This window comes from Pseudomonas sp. 22189, assembly GCF_052045635.1.
Lineage (GTDB): Bacteria > Pseudomonadota > Gammaproteobacteria > Pseudomonadales > Pseudomonadaceae > Aquipseudomonas > Aquipseudomonas parakoreensis.
The window spans coordinates 1-19365 of sequence record NZ_JBQEPG010000025.1 but is presented as its reverse complement, the minus strand read 5'-3'; the positions used below and the strand labels follow the sequence as shown (position 1 = coordinate 19365).

Below are 19365 nucleotides of genomic sequence, written 5' to 3'. Positions count from 1 at the left end.
TCAAGGGGCGGGCTTCAGAGGCAGTCGGACTTGCCTATCTGAAAATTGACGATCGGTGAACGGGTTGAATCTTTGTAGAGGAGGTCAATGGAAAGACCCGATTTCACGAACTGTCCCAAACCTTTTTCATTACAGAATGCAGAAGCTGCAATCGCTCTTGCATCCTTGGTGAACTCATCAGAATCGATTTCGTCTTTGGTAACTTTTGTGAGTGTGTAAGAGATACGCATGACCTCATCGCTGTAGGTCACAGAATCGACGCGAGTTGAGTCATCAGATACTTTTCCGGACTGCACACTCATGATGAGCGCGAGCCCTTTGAGTTGGCGCTCCCGCTCCTGCTTTTTCTCTTCCTGGCCAGATTTTGCGTGCCACACCTGTACCAGGATAAAGAGCAAAGTCATTGCCGAAAAAAATAGGATGATTCCGCGATTCTGTTTCAATTGAGAGTACCGTAGCAAAAGGCCATTACTTATTTGAGCATGTTGATCGCACCATCTCAAGTTGGAGAAGTTTCATCATTGATGAACCAGAAATCTCGACGGCATCGATCCGCTGAGAGATTGCGCTAGTCAGTCATGACAGGCAGGAAACAGTCAGAAGCGGACATCGGGAAACCGACCGCTACCGGCCAGAAGCGGTCTTTGGGAACGACGCTTTAACATGTTGAAATCGCACCAGGTTAATGATCAGGTTGCCCTTCGTGACAGGCGGGTTTCGGCCAGGAGCGGTCATCCTCGGCCGTCAGCTTTCGGCTGTCACTCCTGACCCTCCACATTCGGCCAGAATCTGACATCGCCGGCGCAACCCTACATGTCTATGAAAAGGGCAGTGGGGCAGCCATTCGTCAGCAGGACGAACAGCCGCTTCTTGACAGGCAAGTTATCTGGGCAAATACTCGCGGCAAGATTCATATAGATGACTAGATAACAAGGTGAATAAAGTCGATGAATTCTTTATCCAGTGATGCCCGACTCCCGCTGTACCAACGCCTGCGTGACCAATTGGCTGAGCAGATCGCCAATAATCGCTGGCGTCCGGGGGAGGCGATCCCTACTGAAGCGGCGCTGTCTGCTGAATACCAACTGTCCACCGGCACGGTGCGCAAGGCGATTGATGCGTTGGTCAGTGAGGGCATTCTGGAGCGTCAGCAAGGGCGAGGGACGTTCATTCGCCGGGCGCAGTTTCAATCCTCATTGTTCCGTTTCTTCCGATTCCAAACTGTTTCCGGTGAGCGCCAGGTCCCGGAGAGTCGCATCCTCTCGATCGAGCCCGTTGCCGCACCTTCGGCCGTAGCGCAAGCACTGGGGTTGCCCGCCGATGCGCCGGTCATTCGTATTGTCCGTGTGCGTCTGCTCGATGTTAAGCCGGTGCTCGCCGAAGAAATCTGGTTGCCCCGCCAGCGGTTTCAGGCGCTGCTGGAGATCGACCTCAGTCGCGAAGGGCCGCTGCTGTATCCGATCTACGAAGAAGTGTGCGGACAGGTTGTTGCATCGGCCGAAGAAACGCTGACCGCTGAATCGGTGAATGACGTGCATGCCCGATTGCTCCAGGTAGCGGTCAACAGTCCGGTGATCGTGATCGAGCGTCTGGCCCGCGACTACGCGGGTAGCCCGCTGGAGTGGCGTCGCTCGCGCGGCCACGCGGAGCACTTCCGCTACAGCGTGGATATTCGCTGACGCTTGCCTGTGTAGCGGAGCGTTCTGCGGCGGCTAGATCGCCGCCCGATTTCTGTTTGTTTGCCAAAGCTGACCCTGTCGCGGTGCGGTTGGCTGTCGGCTGCCTTGCGTAACACCTATAAGGATAAGAATCATGTTCAGCTGGTATCGCCAAGTCACTCCTCGGGAGCGCAAAACGTTTTGGGCCTGCTTCGGCGGATGGTCGCTCGACGCGTTGGAAGTACAAATGTTCGGTCTGGCGATTCCGGCGCTGATCGCCGCTTTCTCGCTGACAAAGGGCGATGCAGGATTGATCAGCGGCGTTACCCTCGTCACCTCGGCACTCGGTGGCTGGGTGGGTGGGACGTTGTCTGACCGCTATGGCCGTGTGCGCACGTTGCAGTTGATGATTGTGTGGTTCTCGTTCTTCACCTTTCTCTCGGCCTTCGTCACGGGCTTCAATCAGCTGTTGGTGGTCAAGGCGCTGCAGGGTTTCGGGATTGGCGGGGAGTGGGCGGCCGGTGCGGTGCTGATGGCCGAGACGATCAATCCGCACTATCGCGGCAAGGTCATGGGCACTGTGCAAAGTGCCTGGGCGGTGGGTTGGGGCCTGGCGGTCGGGGTGTTCACGCTGATCTATACCTGGGTGCCACAGGACATGGCCTGGCGTGTGATGTTCCTTGTCGGGTTGCTGCCGTCGTTCCTGATCATCTGGGTACGTCGTAACGTTGAGGAGCCGGACAGCTTCCAGCGTCTGCAAAAAGACAACGCCATCCCACAGAGTTTCTTCAAGTCGCTCGCCGGCATTTTTCGCCCGGAACTGATTCGCGTGACCTTGTTTGGCGGGCTGCTGGGACTGGGCGCGCACGGTGGCTATCACGCGGTAATGACCTGGTTGCCGACCTTCCTCAAGACCGAGCGCAATCTCTCTGTGCTGAACTCGGGCGCGTATCTGGCGGTGATCATCTTCGCCTTCTGGTGTGGTTGTGTGGCCAGCGGCTATTTGATCGATCGCATTGGCCGTCGTAAAAACATTGTGCTGTTTGCCTTGTGCTGCGTGGTCACGGTGCAGTGCTACGTATTTTTGCCGCTGACCAATACGCAGATGCTGTTCCTGGGGTTCCCGTTGGGGTTCTTTGCCGCCGGTATTCCGGCCAGTCTGGGAGCGCTCTTCAACGAACTTTACCCTGCCGATGTACGTGGCGCCGGCGTTGGCTTTTGCTACAACTTTGGCCGGGTGCTGTCCGCTGTATTTCCATTCCTGGTCGGGCACATGAGTGACTCCATGTCGCTGGGTTCGGCGATTGGTATCGATGCCGGGATCGCCTACGGCGTGGCGGTGTTTGCCGCACTGTGCCTGCCTGAAACCCGGGGCAGGGACCTCGAAGCCAATGCCACCTCCGTTTCGGCCGGTATCAACGGCAATCAACGCGCTCGGGCGTGATGATCCTAACCTTCAGTAGATAAAACCCATGTCAGATACCCGCTCCAAGTCGATCACCGGCATCGACTCCCATGCCCATGTGTTCAGCCGTGATCTGCATCTGATCGGTGCACGGCGCTACACCCCTGAGTACGACGCCACGCTTGGCCAGTACCTTGAGCATTTGCAAACGCATGGTCTGAGTCACGGTGTATTGGTGCAACCCAGTTTCCTTGGCACCGACAATAGCTACCTGTTGGCAGCGTTGAAGCGAGCGCCGCAGCAGTTGCGCGGTGTGGTGGTGCTGGAGCCAAGCGTCAGTCGTTCCACCTTGAATGACATGGCTCGACTGGGCGTGGTCGGCGTGCGCTTGAACCTGATCGGCAAGGCGTTACCGGATTTTCGTGACAGTGCCTGGCAAGGGTTTTTCAGCGATATCGCTGATCTCGACTGGCATGTCGAGTTGCACCGGGAAGTCAGGGATCTGCCGGGCCTGATCCAGCAATTGACGCCGTTCGGCGTGAAGTTGGTGATCGATCACTTTGGGCGGCCGGACGCGAATGCGGGTCTCGATCAGCCCGGGTTTGGCGAGTTGCTTGAGGCCGGATCTAAAAGTCCGATCTGGATCAAGGTATCGGGAATCTATCGTTTGGGAGGTACGCCACAACAGAACATTGATTTCGCTCGAAGGGCATTACCGTTGCTGGAACAAAGCTTCGGCCTGCATCACTTGGTATGGGGCAGTGACTGGCCGCATACGCAGCATGAGCAAAGCATCGGTTTCGCCACCGTCGTCGACCAGTTGCAAGCCTTGGAACTTTCGGCGCAAGCCAGCGACTCGCTGCTGGTGCAAGCGCCTCGAAGGTTATTCGGTTTTTAGAAAGTCGAACGCTGAAACTCAGCCGTTGCAGATGCCATTCATTTCACCCACACACACAAGAATTTGGGCACCAGCCCAACCGAGAACCTTTCATGACTCCCTTAGATATAGATCTGTTACTGACCGCATTGATCAGCGTCCTGGTGCTGGTAGCGCTGATCGTCTCGCGCCTCAAAATGCACCCGCTGCTGGCTTTGCTGGTAGTTTCCGTCGGCGTAGGCTTTGCAACCGGAATGGAGCCAGATGGCATCGTCTCCCACTTGGTCACCGGCGCCGGCAAGACACTGGGGGCAGTGGGGGTGGTCATCGCGCTGGGGGCGATGCTCGGCAAAATTCTTGCTGACGCCGGCGTCACCGAGCAGATTGCTGCGGTCATCCTCAAGCGCACAACGGATCGGATGATTCCGTGGGCGATGATGATGGTCGCGTTTGTGATTGGCATTCCGATGTTTTTCGAGGTCGGCCTGGTGATCATGCTGCCGCTGATCTTCAGCGTCGCGCGCAAGCTGGAAGGTCAGGCGCGCTTCAAGGGTTCAGCGTATGTCTATGTGGGCGTTCCGGTGATTGCCGCACTGGCCGCCATGCACGGCATGGTTCCGCCGCACCCTGGCCCGTTGACGGCCATCGCCGCGCTGAAAACCTCGGTCGGGCCGACCATGCTCTATGGTTTCCTGGCGGCTATCCCGGCCATGATTTTAGGCGGCCCACTGTATGGCGCATTCATTTCCCCGCGCATGAGCACTCGGCCCGATCAGGTGTTGCTGGATCAGTTCACCCTGGCTGAAAAAACCGACGATAAACCAAGCCCCAGCGTATACCTTGGCGTGCTGGCAGCCTTGCTGCCGGCGATCCTGATGCTGATCCATGCCGTCGCCGAGATGGTATTGGCCAAGGACAATGCGCTGCTGAAAATGGCCGGTTTCCTCGGCAATCCGCTGATAGCGATGCTGCTGGGCGTGCTGTTCGCCGGGGCCAGTCTGGTACTCGCGCGCGGCGGCGATGCGGGGCAATTGCGAGAGTCGCTGGGCAAGAGCCTCAAGCCAATCGCCTCGATCATCATGATCATCGCCGGCGGCGGTGCCTTTCAGGAACTGCTGACCAGCGCCAAGGTGGGCGATGCGATTGTGCACCTGACTCAGCAGTCGGCGTTCCCTCCGCTGATCCTCGGTTGGTTGATCGCCATGTTGCTTTCGGTGTCTACCGGTTCCGCCACGGTAGGTATCGTGGGGGCTGCCGGTTTGCTCGCGCCGCTGGCCGGTGCTGATCCCAGCCTCAACCTGCCGCTGCTGGCCTTGTCCATTGGCTGCGGCTCGTTGTTCTTCAACTACGCCAACCATGCAGGTTTCTGGATGGTGAAGGAATCCTTTGGCATGACGATGGGCGAAGCCACCAAGACTATTTCGGTGGTGCAATCGATCGTCGCCGTGGTTGGTTTGATTGTGGTGTTGCTGTTGAACGTGGTCGTGTAATGACCTGAGGCGGCGTCCAATCAGGACGCCGCCATCTGTGAAACCCCTTATTGGCCGTCGATCAGGCGCGGCAGTTGCAGCGGATTGGACTCGCCCAGTGCCTCACCGACCGGTTGAATCCACAGTCGAAAGTTGCCTGTCGAAGACAGCCACATCTCCCATCATTTCAAGGTCGAACAAGTGATGTCGGAAGACGACGGGCGAGCGGTGGACGGTCCGGCCTTCGAGGATCTTCGCGGCCACCAATATCAACCAGGCCTCAATCTTGCGGCGGATGAAGCGCTTCATGCCGCCACCTGCGTCGGCTGTTCTTGGCGCAGCGCCTGGTCACTGCGGCGAACTCCAGACCTGACTGCCGAGCAGTACTCCTTGCGCGCCTGGGTGAGCTTTCTGTGTAGGGACTCATAGGCATACATGGCGAGCCGAAAGTTTGGGATCGCGACTGGAAGGAGGTGTGGAATTTCCTGCGTGAAGCTATTTCAGAAGTGGATGTTCAGGCGTTGCAGTCTGTGTGGCAGGTCATCTTTGATGAAAATTCTGAAGATGCGGCATAAAGGTATTTCTATGTTGGGATTTGTAAGGTAGTTTTCCCATAGTGCACAAGTAACGCGAAACGCACATAGACATTCAAGCCCGGCCAATCGCCGGTTTTTTGCTGAGGTGATATGGATACTGCCGGCCACGAGCTCGACCAAATCTACTTCGTGACACTTTACCTTCCCGGTTTCTTTTCGTTTGTATTAGTCATCGCCTTAGCAGTGCTTCGGAGGCAGTTTCTCGTCATACCGCAATGGAAAGCTTTTGCGCTTTTTACGATAGGGTTGCTGATGATCGGCGGTGCGTTACCAGTATGGCGGGCACTCTTTCCTGAGCCATGCCTCTACTATCCTTTTAAGCCATTGAGCCCTTGTTGGATGGAGCCATCAGCAGCATTTCAGATGGGACTATTTGGCGGGGTTGTCGGTGCGCTAATAGCGCTGGTAGTACTCAAGGTTTCGCGAGTAGCCGCCAGGAAAATAAGTAGTGTCAGGTAACAGAAAGCCCGCCCAGTGCGGTTTTTTTGTAGCCAGGGCAGCACTCGGGAATGGCTGGACGTCGATAGCCGAATAGTGCGACGTACGGAATCAACACCGGCAGCCCGCGTACCCTCCTCAAACTTGCTTTCGGGGTGGGGCGAGATTTAAAGCTGGAGACGCTGAGCATGAATCCTGCTCGGCGCCTCCTAGATCATTTTTGGATCAGAGTGCCGAATTGGTATCGAGCATTGCCTTTTTCGCAGCCTCGAAGTTTTCTGAAGAGAACTTGACGACGTCGCCGCCCTCAATCACTACGGTTGCTGGGCCGCCGAGGATTGCATTAGCCAAGAAGGCTTTTCCTTTTTCAGTCTCCGGAGACAGAACTCTTTTCCCACCGAGGCAGGCTTGAACGAACTTCACATTGGTTCCGTTTATTTGAAAAGGGCCTGCGGGTCTAGGATTAGAGTTTTCCCCTTTTTCACAAAATGCCCCCGACAAGTCCACCAAATTCATGACCACGTGTTCGCCTTCAAACAAGCTTGCCATCGCAAGCAACGGTTGCTCTCCGGCCGGGTCGAGAACGTACATCGTTGAGGTGAACTGCCGCCACTCGTTTGCTTGGGCGGTAAAAGACAGGGCAGATGCAAGTGCAAAGGCGAAGAGCTTGCGCATTTATAACTCCATTCTTGAAAGCATTGGTTGTTTCCGGCGCTTTCCAAAGCGCTCGATCAGCAGTGGGCTGATGGCGACGTAATATTACACGTGCTCTACAGATTGGTCATAAGTTAAGTCGTCCGAGTGTAGGCAGGCCAAAGACTGCTATAGATTTCAGTTGATTTTCGATTTTTTTCGTGCAAAGACTGTCGCGAAGACGAGTTTTTCGTGTTAAGGAAGTCAACGAGCCTCGGCATTTGCCGGGGCTTTTTCGTTTCCGGCTCCCCACACCCATTTTTCCGAGCTAGCCTATGTGCGTGAAATTTCTCAGTAACGCTGCTCATTTTTGCATTCGCGGCGGCACGCTCCTATTTTTTATAGGGGCTACCATGAAAATCCTGTGGGCATGCGTTCTGGCGTTGTTGGTCACCGGCTGTTCTAACCATCATCCGATAGGCTCAATCAGGTCGGGGCCTTGATTCCGGACGTTCCCCACGGCCCGGTCAACCTTGAACCACTCGAACGCCTCTGTCGGTTCACCTTGGTGCAGCGCCATCTGTTCGGCGCGTTCTTTCGGCGTGGCCGGGTCCAACCATTCCCGGGCGAGTTTTCGTTGATCTTGAAGAGCAGGGAAGGGAGCAGGTCGGAGTTGGGCATTTTGGTTTCCTTGGCAGCCAAGGCATCAGCGTAGCACCGTGTTACATGAAGAGTGTTTTAACGATTGGCAGGACGCCGGAGAGGGGAGAAATCGGTCGGAGTTATGGAACCCGCCCACAAAAGTTATGGAACACATATCGAAAGGCAGAATTTTTCGTAAACGCCAGAAACGACAAAGCCCTGAATAATCAGGGCTTTGTCGTACATAAGATGGCGGAGGCGATGGGATTCGAACTCATGGACCTGTTACAGTCGACGGTTTTCAAGTCCGAAGAATAATCCTTTAATTTCAATCTGTTAGCCTAAATTTATTTCCACAAGCCAGTGTTCGCCGATGCTCTGAGGGGCGCTGAAATCAGGGGGTAGGAATCTAATTGCGGAAATGATTTTTTGCCGGTTTTTGATTTTTCTGGTGGAGGGTTCGTGCCTTATGTCGGTGGTTGAACCGAAATATTTCCGTGGGCGCTAAATTCAGCGCACCTCGCGGGTAGCCATATTGTTGGACTCGCCTGGGCTCTCTTTTTTTTGACAAAAACATGGCTGATTTGACAGGCTGTCTTGGCTAAAATTTTGATGCCAGTGCCAAAGGAATTGCATGAAATTCACAGATATCAATCCAGGAAATTTACTGGCATCCCCGTCCCCTGTGATAAGCGACATCCTCGAACCCAAACTGGAAGGTTTACCATTTCATCTCATGCATTGGGAAGACTTCGAGAGACTATGCGCGCGCTTGATCCAGCACCAGTATTCGGAAGGCGGCCTACAGGTTTTCAAATATGGAAGGGCAGGGCAGGATCAGAAAGGTATTGACATCATCTGGCAGGCACCACGAGAGAGCAAATACAAGGTTGCTCAGGTAAAAAGATGGAGGAAAGTAAAACCGGCAGACATTCGAACTTGGGTCAAGACCTTCCTTGAAGCAAAGTTGGCGACCGAGTCACGCACCTGGATTCTCTGTCTTTCGATTGATATTCAAGAAGACACTCAACTGCTTGAGGCTTGGCACTTAGCCAAAAAGGAATTGGAAGCACATGGCTTATCTGCTGAAATTTGGCACAAAGGCTGGATCGAACAGCTTCTGCGGCAGAATCCGGAACTCGTCGAAACCTTTTTCTCTAAACAGATCAGTGACCGCTTCTGTCATACACTGAGGATGCCTATAGAAGAACAGCAGTTTTATCGAAAAGGCTTCTCTCAGCACTACGATTCGCATCTTACTATCGAAAACGAAAGCGTCAGGATGGAAGTCCTGCTGCCAAGTCCGAAATCGCATATAGCTTCCGCCATTTTTTCCTTTGCCCGATCCAATTTGGCGGGAGTTTCCTTGGCCATTGCTGGGAAGGATTTGGTGCATTGGCTGCAATGGGCAGGGCATTATCACGATCCGGTAAAGGGACCTTTTACTTTGCCGCTGAGCGATTCGGCGCGTTTCTTGCTCACAACACAGAAGTTCCAATTGAGCTTGGACCGAAAAGAGCTAGAGGACCTGAATTGGTGCCTGATCCAGGTTTGGACTCACTATCTAGACACGATTCAGAGGCTGGAAGCCAATTGGCGCTGTCTAAGATTCAAGCAACTTTCCGATTCATCACAGCCTGTACATACAATCTATAGCGTTTCACGTTTTCTCTGGCGCCTCATCATGATTTACGCCAGAGAGCATGACTACGCTACAGGTGAGACCGAAGAACATATATTTGATGCTTCTGGAAATAGTGTATTAAAGGTTTTTTCGCCTAGGGTCACCGATTCGTTGGACTCCGGTTACCATCTAATTTTGTACGTATACCAAGAGGGTGGGATGTGTAGTTCTCATGAGCCCAGTATTCTCATCGGCTGGAGCGCAAATCACCTTCGTGAACTTTCCAGTTCTTGGGGGCCGCGTGGGCTGTGGAGTGCCGAGTTCACTCACGATTGGTTGAGTACTACGCTTATACCCCGAGTCATGCGCTGGTACCGCGGAAAGTGTAGAGCGGAGCTGTCTTGGCTCAGTCATCCATTGAAAAAATTGACTGGTAATTTCCCAATATTTGATCCGGATGAACATCTGTTTTCCTACTCTCGGTTGTGTGTTTCGCAGGTTTCGGAAATTGATACCTCGGAAATGTTGAGTAATTGTCTACATTCGATGCAGTCACATTTCTGCATATACGCTACTCCGGCTAATATCGAAGGCCACTTGGTACAGGCGGTATTACGCTGCGTCCAGCATCTAGCCTACCGTCTTCCTCGAGAACACCATGGTTACATCAGAGGCAATTTACAATTGGGGCCACATCCATTGGTCGAGGAGCTGGACGCCTTAATGATTGGTATTGCTGAGTGTTGTAGCAGCAGCTCGATGTTGGAAATGGCACTTCGTTCGCTGATCTGTTGCTGCGAGACCATTGCAGATATAAGGAGCGATCTTAAGTGGATAAAGCAGATGCTGGAGCCTGTCTGGGATAGGATGCGTGAGGACTTGCTATGCGAAATTTTCTCTTGAAATCTCATGTTTTTTGGACAACCCGCTCTTTCACCGGGTGATTCAAAGCCGTTATTTAAAGATTAGCTACTATCAGTTTAAGGCGAAGTATATAAATTTCACCAATGGTTGAGACATTTGAAAGGTTGATTCAGGTCCTTCTCGGACCTTGGGAGAAAAGCAGGAGTCGGCCAATATCAGTCACTCAAATGGAATCTACGATGTTAAGGCCGATTCACTGACCCCTCACGAAGGGCATAGGAAGGAAATGACGACAACTTGACCGTTGGTCGCCTCACAGATTGTATGTAGTTGAAAGAGAAGCCCCGCTAATCAGCGGGACTTTTTTAACACCGTAGAGTGCGGTGGCTGGAGCATGCAGTAAGCCCATCGAGATCATGCTGTAGCGAGTGCATTTCATATACGGTTGAAATTAAACGCTTGGCTTCGCTGACATGATAATATTTCCAGCATTGATTAAGTCAAAAATCAAAGCAACCTCTCTCTTTTCTAATGGGCTAAAATCGAAACCGAAAGCGGCAAGCGTTGAGCAACTCATAAGTGCCGCAAGCGTGTACATGTATGCCAGCGAGTTGTTCATTTCTCCGTCATGCTGAGCCTCAGATTGAAGAGCTGCATGGCTAGTGTGAGCATACATGCTCAGCGTATGATACTGGTATGTACCAAACTCCTTCGATATTGGAGTGTGCGCAAGTAAATCATTCCAACTGAGTTTGCTGTTAGAGCTTACTCTCCAGTAGCCGGACTTGACAGAATTTTTAATATCTTGCGTTAGCAATTGGTAAGTAGGGCTTTGGGAGATCATTTCTCGGCACTCGGAAATCTCCTTTCTCACATAAACTATTTCACGTTCGTATAGCTCTTTATACGAAGGAACATCTTTAAGCTTGTCAAGTGTACGCTTGTTATCCAGCGCGCCACTAAGCCTGTAGCAAGCGTATTTGAAATCCTTTTCATCTTGCGAGCCATCACCAATTGTCCTGGTGGTAATGTACTGGAAAATCAGATAAAGCTCATGACATACCCTAATCTGAGTATTTATTGCTTTGATATCTGTATAAGTATATTGAGGGGCGAATACGTAACTTGTTCCCTCTGACAGCCTCAGTGTAGTATTGTAGAGTTTATAAAAAGATTTAAAAAGCCCATATCGCCACTCCGAGGCATCCGACATTTCATTCGAGATACCTTCAAGAGACATGTGAACCTTGAAGAGCACCCCGTACATAATCTCAGCGACTTCTTCGTTCCCTATCTTATTTATTAGCTCAATATACTCGTCTTCCGACATTTCCATACGTGCGCTCTCCTTTATTCTGAAAATCTAGATTATACATGCTAGCTTGAAAAGCGGTACTAGTGGCAATCCTGTATGGATCTCGAATTCATGCATCAATAAAAAACTTAAAGAGCGGAGGCGGGGCTGTCTTATCGCGGTGAGTCGATTGCTGCCCGACGCGAAAGGTAGCAGTTGACTCGTAGCTGCCCCCCCCCCACACACACTCATTTTTAGATACCACTTCTCACTTAATCGAAATGTCTATGCATTCAAATCTATAATGCTGACTGAGTCGCGTTCGAGATAAAGACCTTGATGATGAAGCATGTAGCTCGCATTCGATTGTTGCATGCTATATGCTGCGACCACCTGATCTTTGAGGAAGGACGGTGGAAGTTTTTTTATTGATACAATATCAGTTTTGCTAGCAATGGAAACTAATTGTTCGGACAATTGCAATTCCAGGCTAAGATTCTTGATTTTCTGCCCGTGCAGCTCAGCCTCAGCGAGTTCCAGTTGTTTGTTTTTTATTTCCATGTCTACATCATGAATTTCTTTAGCCCGCTTTTCCTGCTGAATAGCCTGGTACAAAGCAATACCACCCTCAAAAATAGCACCTAAAGGACTATTTCTTTTAACCTCCTTAAGTTCCAAGCCAACTTGCTCTTGCTTGTTAACTAAAGAGCGCCCCAGAATCCTAAATTTATTATCCGATACGCGAGCGCAGACTAGAGGTCTAGTGGTTTTGTCAAACGTTGTGAAAAATGCAGATAGGAGGCGGGATAGTCTTATGTTGTCTCGCCCATCCAAGGTTAGGATGTCTAAGCGTTGTTTATCATCAAGCTGCTGTGATTGCTTGATATCTAAAAAAAGTTGGTGCTTATACTTTTTGTATTTGTCTAGCTGCTTGTTGAAGTCGCTATCTGTAAATTGTTTCTTTTTTTCTCCTCGCCTTGCAGCTGCTTCATAGCTTTTTTCCGCTTGCTTATAAGCAAGGTCAATTGCGTTTGCTTCAGCTGCCTCTAGGCCGAACGATTGGAGATGCTCATATAGATAACTGATGTTGGTCAGGCCTAGTGTGCCTACATGATTTTTCTTCAGGAATGAGTTTATCGTATTAAATATTCGGTATAGGCAGTTATACTCGTAAATGCTTACGCTCGGCATTAGGGGTATGGGCATACCTATTGAGTAGAATAGCTGGGCCGCGAAAGGCTCACTCAGCAAATTCATCTCCGAATATCTTTCATATAAAGGTAGTGAGTGATCAAATATGAAAATGTCTTCGGGACTAATTCCATGATTTACCGCGGAGCAGATAGAATTAAGTAGTTCAAATTTGTAATAAACAGTATTAAGTTTTTTTAGAAAGCCAGCAATTTCCCATGGGTACATCGGCTCATCACGTCTTTGCAAAAACTTTACTTTGATCCGTGCTCCGGTGTCTTTATAATCGTAATCATCAAACATATAGCTTCCAGTTGCCAGTTCTGATTTTTAATTAACATAATTGCTTGGGCAAGCTGAAGCGTGATCACATCAGCAGACCTTAATTACCAAGGCCTAAACGGTAACGTGAGGCGGCTACTGGATGCAATGGCATTCTGCTATCTTCTCAAAAAAATCGAAACAGCGATCCTAATATGACCAGCATTGAGCTGCCAAAATCTCACCCGTTTTGCCGGAGGCGCTTCTGGGTGAAAGCAGCCCTTCGTGATTGTCTGTTTTCGGCCAAAATCGGAAGTTCGCTATGACTCGCTATCCCGCATGGTTGGCTGAGAATGAGAAAAGCTGGCTATTCACCCCTCGTCGTCATACCCATCGGGTTCCACTGCGCAGATTACTCAGCTCCAACTGCCAGATCATCTCTCCACAGCTTTTCGAGATCGACGTCCTCGCTGGCAGGCTGCTTGCTGCTTGGCAGACGATCAACTTGGATCACCATTGGAAGCTCAAAGGCGGTGCCTGTGACCACGCAACATCCTTGTGAGAGTCCGGGGATAAGGTTGCGCGACAGAGCATCCAGCGTAGAGATCGTGTTGTCGATTAGGTACAGATCGCGGTCATTCACCAGGCGGTGAATGAAGAAATTGTGGAGTTGCGAGACGATAGTAGGCGATATGTCTGCAGGGCGCTGGCTAGCGATGGTGATGAACATACCGAACTTGCGTCCCTCCTTAATAATCTCCTCGAACTGCTCAAGCCGATAATCTTTCCAGGTTTCGCTTTCTCTCGCCGACTGTTCGGAAAGAATGTTGTGGGCCTCATCAACGATGATATGGATGGTGCGGTCGGGCGGGTTGGCAACTATCTCCTTGTGGCTGTTGTAGTAGTGCTTGGCAAACAACAGCGGCAGAACCTTTTTAACCTCGTTATTGCACCGGCGCAACGAGATGACTGTCAGCAAGCGCTCACCTGGCGGAATATTTGATACCGACAAAACTTTACGCAGGCTAGCGAGTGAGGACTCGACGCGTTTCAGAAGCGGCTGTATGTGCTCGAACTGAACATATCCGGCATTCAGGTCGGAGATCAGTTGCAGGTTGACGCGTAGTACAAGCTGGTCGAATTCATCGAGACCTTGGCTGTCCAGCGTACCGATGGTGGGCGCGATGTGCATATCGTAATTGTTGCCATCGGGGTCGATCCACACACCGCGGCAGTTGAAGCGGCCATTGCGGTACAAGGTTACATCTGCCAGCAGATCCACCACCTGCTGGTTTCCCATTCGCCGCGCCACGGTTCGCATCAAGTCCAGCGTCGCTGGTTTCACTTCGCCGGCACAAAACGATCGCTGAAACATCGATTTCGCATAGTTCGTAAGTGAGCCAGGGATGGCTCCATACCGCTCCCAGCCTGCGATGACGCGGTTGAGGAAAGGCCTCTGAGTGTTCGTCGTGGCCTGAAAGAGCAAGGACATAGTTTCTAGCTGCCAGAACTCCTCCGGAGCCAGCGGAAAGCGGGACGTGGGGTCGTTGAGGTCGGGGTTGGCCTGCGTGGACAGCTGGTAGACTGTCTTGTGACCTGCGGCCACGAGCTGCTCGCCTCCATATTCACCATTAAAGTCTAGGATGATGAAGCGGCTCTTACCTGTAATGAGGGGGAGTTTCTGATCGAAAAGAACGGTATATAACTTAGCCAGCGTATTCGACTTGCCGCTTCCGGTATTGCCGAAGACTCCAATATGGCTGTTGAAAAGGCGCTTCCATGGCAGCCCGACCGTTATCTCTTCTTTAAGCATGGAGCCGATCCTGAAATCACTGTCCGCATTGCGGTCGAAGATGGATCTGATCTTTTCCTCGGGAAGCAGGTAGGCCGGATCCTGGATCATTGGCAGATACTTTATGCCCTGAGTGAAGCCAGCGCTGTCGAAGTACCCAATCGGCCTTGCCTCTACTTTCCGCACAAACGATTGCCGGCCTTCATGCATCTCAGTCCGGCTTTCGTCTAGGAACTCGCCCTCGACCATGCAGACGATGTCGCGGAAGCCGCGTTGAATGGACAGAAATTCTCGAATTGAGACGCCTTTGTATTTCTCACCCTCATAAAACAGCGTTTCCTTGCTCGACTGCTCGTCGATCTTCAAAATCAATTTGGTACCATGAACTGCGATGACCTCGCCAACCCGGATGCTCATATTAGATCCTCGAAGTCTGTATCGGGCGCAGGCGGGGGCACTCTTGCGGGAGCTATAGGTGCATCCTGTTTAGGAATCGCAGCTTTCGGCCAAGCCAATACCTGCTCATTGAAAGCGGTGAAGTCCATCTCGCTGTCTTGCAACATCAGGCACTCAACGTTGCGGTGTCCCTTGAACTTATTTTCCATGGCGGTGTGCCCTGACTTGCTGTAGCAGCAGACAAAAACCTGCAGACCTGGATTGGATAGAGACCGCATTACCAGGTTGAGGATGTGCTCGTCGGCAAACGAGAAGCCAAAAGTGATGAGTACAGCGTTGGGCTTCTCAAGCTCGTAGCTGAGCAACCGTAGCATCTGATAGTAATGTTCCTCGTACACTGTCTCGTGGAACTTCCATTTGGTAGGGTTAACTATTGGAATCTGCGTATACTTTTCCCAGAACGCTTTCAGCTCTGAGTCGGAGAAGCCTGTGTCTGGCACGTCGGCAAGTGTCGATGCCGGATCGTTAAGCGCCGCCGAAAATGGTTGCAGAAATTCCATCGCGTAGTTATCCATCAGGTCTTCGCGACTAGACAGGTCATAGCCAACTTGGATCCCGGCATCCAACTTGCTCCAATAAACCGACCCATGCAAATGGATCAGGTTTATCTGAGGGATGCTGCTCTGATAGCGGCCAAAGACACCCGCCTGGCACAGGTAAGACCCGAAGTTTCGGGCCTGTAGGATGAGCTGCGTGAACCCTCGCGTGCCGTCATTCAGCACGAAGTCAATGTTGCCTTCCTTGATCAACGCGTCAGCCACGAGGGGGAAGCAGCCGTCATAGTTCGTTGTGAACACATTGCAGCGACGATCTAGTGCTTTGCGGCGCTTCACCATCTCAAGTGTTGTAATTAAGAACGTGCGGTAGTTCTTGATAACCGTGGCGCCTGGCTCTTCGTTCAGCGCCTGTTCCAGGTTGAGCCGCTCGGCGGGACGTATGCAACTTGTGTAGTAGTGCATGAACAGCGGGATCAGACGCCGGTCTTGCTCACGCTCAAACTTGGTGGCTAAGTCTTCCAGTGTGTAGCGAGAGTCGCCTTCACCGGTCTGAACCTGCAATTGAAGGGTTGGGAGCAGACCGAACGACGCACCTGATCCGAATAGAAAATTGATGTCTTGGTTGTAGATATCGCCGATAGAAATCACTGGCTGTCTTCCCTGGCTACGCATTTAATGAATTCGATGATGCCATGAGAAGATATATACCACTGCGTGCAAAGTGCCACTGCTGGGAGCTGAGGCTGACTTCGAAACGTCAACGGATCGAAAATTATCGCTCTCCAGCGATAGGCAGTAATGGGTTGATAGGGACCATTCATGGATGGGCGCTATGGCCGAGAGCCGCACGTTACGAAGAGCGGCTCTCAGTTTTAGTTGAGCGGTCAAGAAAACTCGTGAAGCAATTTGACCGATTTTATTGGATCACCGCGTGGGTTTCACGATCTCACCGACGCGTCGGTAAACTGTTTCGGTGATCCGTTTATCTGTGTGCCCTAACAGTCTGCTGGCATGCCCAAGATCGTCAATTTCGCTGGCTGCCTTAGGCCGGATGTCCCGGAACTGGAACTGTCGGATGTTCGAAGCGAGTTGTAAGTCCTCGTCTTCTAAAGCTTTCGCGACGGCAATATTTCGAGCATCGTCAAATCGCAGACGCAGCATGGGAGCGGTTACGCGGCGTCCGTCCTCGGTGACGATCAAGTATGGATTTCTGACCGCTCGCGCCTTTCGTTGTGCGAGCAGTTTTTGTATCAGCTCACCCAAGCCATTAGAAATCTTGCCTGCATCAAGCTGGATGCGGAGCTTTTTCGAAGTCTTGCCCTGTGCAACCTGCAGAAAACTCTCTGTGACATCCGTAGCACGCATGGACAGAACATCCGCTGGGCGTTGGCCTGTAAGATAGGCTAAGTCCATGGCGTCTTTGAGTTCTGGCACGGCGACGCCGTACACGGCATTCCAGATTGTGGCGTCAGCATAAAAGTCCCGTGGTGTCTCTTTGTTCTTGCGCACTCCTGAGGCTGGGTTCTCCTTGTCAGTGATCCCCCACTCCCTTGCGATGTTATAGATGTGCGAGAGCAACGAGATCTCGCGGTTTGCCCGAACTTTCCCGGTCCGCTTGTCGCGGTACTGGGCTATCACCTGCGGTGTCACTGCATTTATCGGCGCATCATTGAATGCTTTCCTCAGCTGTGTCAGCGAAAGCAAATTGTCTTTTTGGGTTCTAGGTTTTTTCCCTGGGATGATCTCGGCTTCGTATCTGTCGAAAACTTTCCCAAGCAGGGAGTTCTTTTGCGGAATTGGCTTGCAATCCAGTTTTGCCCATTCCGCCTTGGCGATATCCAAATCGCCACCGAGAGGAATTTCCTTCCTCTTCCCGTGTTCATCTCTCCCATCGTAGTAGTAGCCGACCCACTCAGAGCCGTTTTTCATTGACCTAACGCGTCTGATCATTCGAGGTGGTAGATCCCGATTTACTGCTTTTCTTGGTCGCATTTTCAACCCACGCGTGAAAGATCTAGCGACCAGGCTTCAGCCGCAATATTTTCAGATGAAGGCTTCACACCAGACAGTTTCATTCGGGCGTATACGCGGCCGACAACGGGCCGTCTTGCGCCTGTAAGTACGTATTTCCAGCCATTTCGATTGAGCCAGTCCAACTGTAATGAAGGTCGTTGATACCCGGTGATAGCGACCAACTCGTCCTCGGCAAGAGTTTCGCTACGAATTTCCATGTATATCCCTTTCTAAATTTGTCTCTGCTTTTGTTGACTCGCCCTGCTGGCGTTGCAAGCTCTGGTCGGCCTTGTAGGCGCGGATGTCGATCAACGAGGCGACATGGCGGATGTGCGCGTACTTCAGTGCCTTGCGGCTGGTATCCAGCGTGGTGATCGGAAGCTGGATCCGGCCGCTGTTGATCTCCGTCACGAACGACTGCTCGTTGAGATTGCGAAAGTACTGCTCGCGGACTTTTTCCAGCGGGATCAGGACATCACCGAAGACTCGATAGAGCAGTTCAACGGTGGCCGATTCGGGCGCCGGATGCAGGCGGAGCGGGTTCTGTGCAGTGTTACTCATGGCCTTGTCGAGCCTCCTTGCGTTGTTGTCGTGCCGGGTGGTTCCAAGCGTTCAGGCAGTGGCGTCTGGTCAGCTCGCGCAGATGTTCGGGCACTTCGAGGAGCGCGGCGTTGCGCTCCTCACGTGTGCGCATGGCAATGATCTGGCGGGCGTACTCCCTAGGCCACGTCACGGCGATCTGCCGGGATGGCAGGAAGATCGATGTCCAACTGCTCGGCCAGCCAACGGATACCGGCCTGCTTCACCCGAGTCGACTGGCTGTACTGCATTCCGTGTTTCTCGTCATACCAGGGGCTGTCCTTGACCCGCAGGTACACCTTGTCGCGCTTTAGATCTGCCGGCAGGTTTCCCTTGAGCAAACCTTTCTCCCGCATGAGAGCGATCAGTTTGGGGCGAGTGAGGCCGAGTTGAGTGGCTGCTTGGGCTAGGGTGCGTTCCATAAACGGTTCCTCAAGCAGCATGCGCAGCAGGAGTGGCCGCTGCAGTAAGGTGGTTGATGGACTCAATGAGCTTTGCGTAGATCTCGGCATCGGGGTCGTACAGGGTGAAGCAACGCGTATGCGGGCTCTTGTTGCCGATGCTCAAGATGGCGGTGACGCCCCGGCGTGATTGGGTGCGATGCAGTGCCACATGAAGAGGAAGTTCAAAACCCATGTCGAGGCTCAGCACGCCGCCGGTGTGCACCAGTTCGAACACGCGCTGCTTGTCCTGGACATCAAAACGGCCGTATTGACGATCGGCATGCGGGCGATGCACCAGGTCGCTGGAGTTGCTCGCGTCGAACGGACCGTTGGCAATCTCTTCGATGAAGTCGGCGAGTTTGAGGTGCATCTTCTTGTCGTTCTGCAGGGTCAGCGTGTGGCGTTCGCTGCCCAGTTCGACGACAAAAGTGCTTTCCACTGTGCCGCGCTCAGCCTTGAGGCGAAACGCCAGGCATTCACGTTTCGGTGCTGTTCGCAGGACGTGGTTGAAGGTTTCGGTCAGGTTGACCTGGGCGTTGAGCAACTGCAGGGTGCGGTTGTCGATCTTGTACTTGATCATGCCGCGTGCCCTCCACCGTTCGGATCGATAGGAGAGGGCTGGCAGGACTTGGC

At 52.2% G+C, this 19365-nt stretch carries 17 protein-coding genes and 1 pseudogene; 5 read left to right on the top strand and 13 right to left on the bottom strand.

Features of this window, described 5'->3' with window-relative positions:
- Positions 1–14 precede the first annotated feature (14 nt).
- Positions 15–443: a hypothetical protein gene (locus ACTJKS_RS22425; RefSeq protein ID WP_232966822.1), complete on the bottom strand. Its 429-nt coding sequence runs from the start codon at positions 441–443 to the stop codon at positions 15–17.
- A 504-nt stretch (positions 444–947) separates the two neighbouring features.
- Here ACTJKS_RS22425 and ACTJKS_RS22420 point away from each other — a divergent pair.
- The 4 genes from ACTJKS_RS22420 (at position 948) to ACTJKS_RS22405 (ending at position 5430) form a co-directional block, all read left to right on the top strand.
- Positions 948–1679, top strand: a complete 732-nt coding sequence (locus ACTJKS_RS22420; protein WP_047294081.1) for a GntR family transcriptional regulator — start codon at positions 948–950, stop codon at positions 1677–1679.
- 133 nt (positions 1680–1812) lie between these two features.
- Entirely contained in the window at positions 1813–3102 is a 1290-nt protein-coding gene (locus ACTJKS_RS22415; protein ID WP_108182561.1) for an MFS transporter, read from the top strand.
- A 28-nt stretch (positions 3103–3130) separates the two neighbouring features.
- A complete protein-coding gene (locus ACTJKS_RS22410) occupies positions 3131–3961 on the top strand; it encodes an amidohydrolase family protein (protein ID WP_108182562.1) in 831 nt (276 codons plus the stop codon).
- Positions 3962–4053: 92 nt separating this feature from the next.
- Complete coding sequence (locus tag ACTJKS_RS22405; RefSeq protein WP_108182563.1) at positions 4054–5430, top strand: GntP family permease; 1377 nt, start codon at positions 4054–4056, stop codon at positions 5428–5430.
- Positions 5431–5532: 102 nt separating this feature from the next.
- On the opposite strand, the gene ACTJKS_RS22400 is transcribed toward ACTJKS_RS22405, so the two are convergent.
- The 3 genes and pseudogenes from ACTJKS_RS22400 to ACTJKS_RS22390 all read right to left on the bottom strand — a co-directional run.
- Positions 5533–5718, bottom strand: coding sequence for a hypothetical protein (locus ACTJKS_RS22400; protein WP_108182564.1), 186 nt, complete (start codon positions 5716–5718; stop codon positions 5533–5535).
- Between the two features lie 950 nt (positions 5719–6668).
- Entirely contained in the window at positions 6669–7118 is a 450-nt protein-coding gene (locus tag ACTJKS_RS22395; RefSeq protein ID WP_041072612.1) for a hypothetical protein, read from the bottom strand.
- A gap of 427 nt (positions 7119–7545) precedes the next feature.
- A pseudogene (locus tag ACTJKS_RS22390) lies at positions 7546–7707 on the bottom strand (DUF159 family protein); the annotation flags it as partial.
- Between the two features lie 645 nt (positions 7708–8352).
- Between ACTJKS_RS22390 and ACTJKS_RS22385 the strand changes: the two are divergent.
- Complete coding sequence (locus tag ACTJKS_RS22385) at positions 8353–10245, top strand: hypothetical protein (RefSeq protein ID WP_440828998.1); 1893 nt, start codon at positions 8353–8355, stop codon at positions 10243–10245.
- A gap of 412 nt (positions 10246–10657) precedes the next feature.
- Here the strand turns inward: ACTJKS_RS22385 and ACTJKS_RS22380 are convergent, their stop codons facing one another.
- From ACTJKS_RS22380 to ACTJKS_RS22340, 9 genes are all read right to left on the bottom strand, one after another.
- On the bottom strand, positions 10658–11542 hold the full coding sequence (locus ACTJKS_RS22380; RefSeq protein WP_440828997.1) for a hypothetical protein: 885 nt from the start codon (positions 11540–11542) through the stop codon (positions 10658–10660).
- Positions 11543–11785: 243 nt separating this feature from the next.
- Positions 11786–12994, bottom strand: coding sequence for a hypothetical protein (locus tag ACTJKS_RS22375; RefSeq protein ID WP_440828996.1), 1209 nt, complete (start codon positions 12992–12994; stop codon positions 11786–11788).
- Between the two features lie 370 nt (positions 12995–13364).
- Positions 13365–15161: an ATP-binding protein gene (locus tag ACTJKS_RS22370; protein WP_440828995.1), complete on the bottom strand. Its 1797-nt coding sequence runs from the start codon at positions 15159–15161 to the stop codon at positions 13365–13367.
- On the bottom strand, positions 15158–16345 hold the full coding sequence (locus ACTJKS_RS22365) for a hypothetical protein (protein ID WP_440828994.1): 1188 nt from the start codon (positions 16343–16345) through the stop codon (positions 15158–15160). Before ACTJKS_RS22365 ends, ACTJKS_RS22370 begins: the two co-directional genes overlap by 4 nt.
- Positions 16346–16621: 276 nt before the next feature.
- Positions 16622–17689, bottom strand: a complete 1068-nt coding sequence (locus ACTJKS_RS22360; RefSeq protein ID WP_440828999.1) for a tyrosine-type recombinase/integrase — start codon at positions 17687–17689, stop codon at positions 16622–16624.
- A 2-nt stretch (positions 17690–17691) separates the two neighbouring features.
- Positions 17692–17928 carry a DUF4224 domain-containing protein gene (locus ACTJKS_RS22355; RefSeq protein WP_440828993.1) on the bottom strand — a complete coding sequence of 79 codons (237 nt, stop codon included), beginning with the start codon at positions 17926–17928 and terminating at the stop codon, positions 17692–17694.
- Positions 17915–18271 (bottom strand): pyocin activator PrtN family protein, encoded by a 357-nt coding sequence (locus ACTJKS_RS22350; RefSeq protein ID WP_440828992.1) that lies wholly within the window; start codon positions 18269–18271, stop codon positions 17915–17917. Before ACTJKS_RS22350 ends, ACTJKS_RS22355 begins: the two co-directional genes overlap by 14 nt.
- 158 nt (positions 18272–18429) lie before the next feature.
- Complete coding sequence (locus ACTJKS_RS22345) at positions 18430–18711, bottom strand: phage antirepressor KilAC domain-containing protein (RefSeq protein ID WP_440828973.1); 282 nt, start codon at positions 18709–18711, stop codon at positions 18430–18432.
- A 10-nt stretch (positions 18712–18721) separates the two neighbouring features.
- Entirely contained in the window at positions 18722–19312 is a 591-nt protein-coding gene (locus ACTJKS_RS22340; RefSeq protein ID WP_440828972.1) for a hypothetical protein, read from the bottom strand.
- Between the last annotated feature and the right edge of the window lie 53 nt (positions 19313–19365).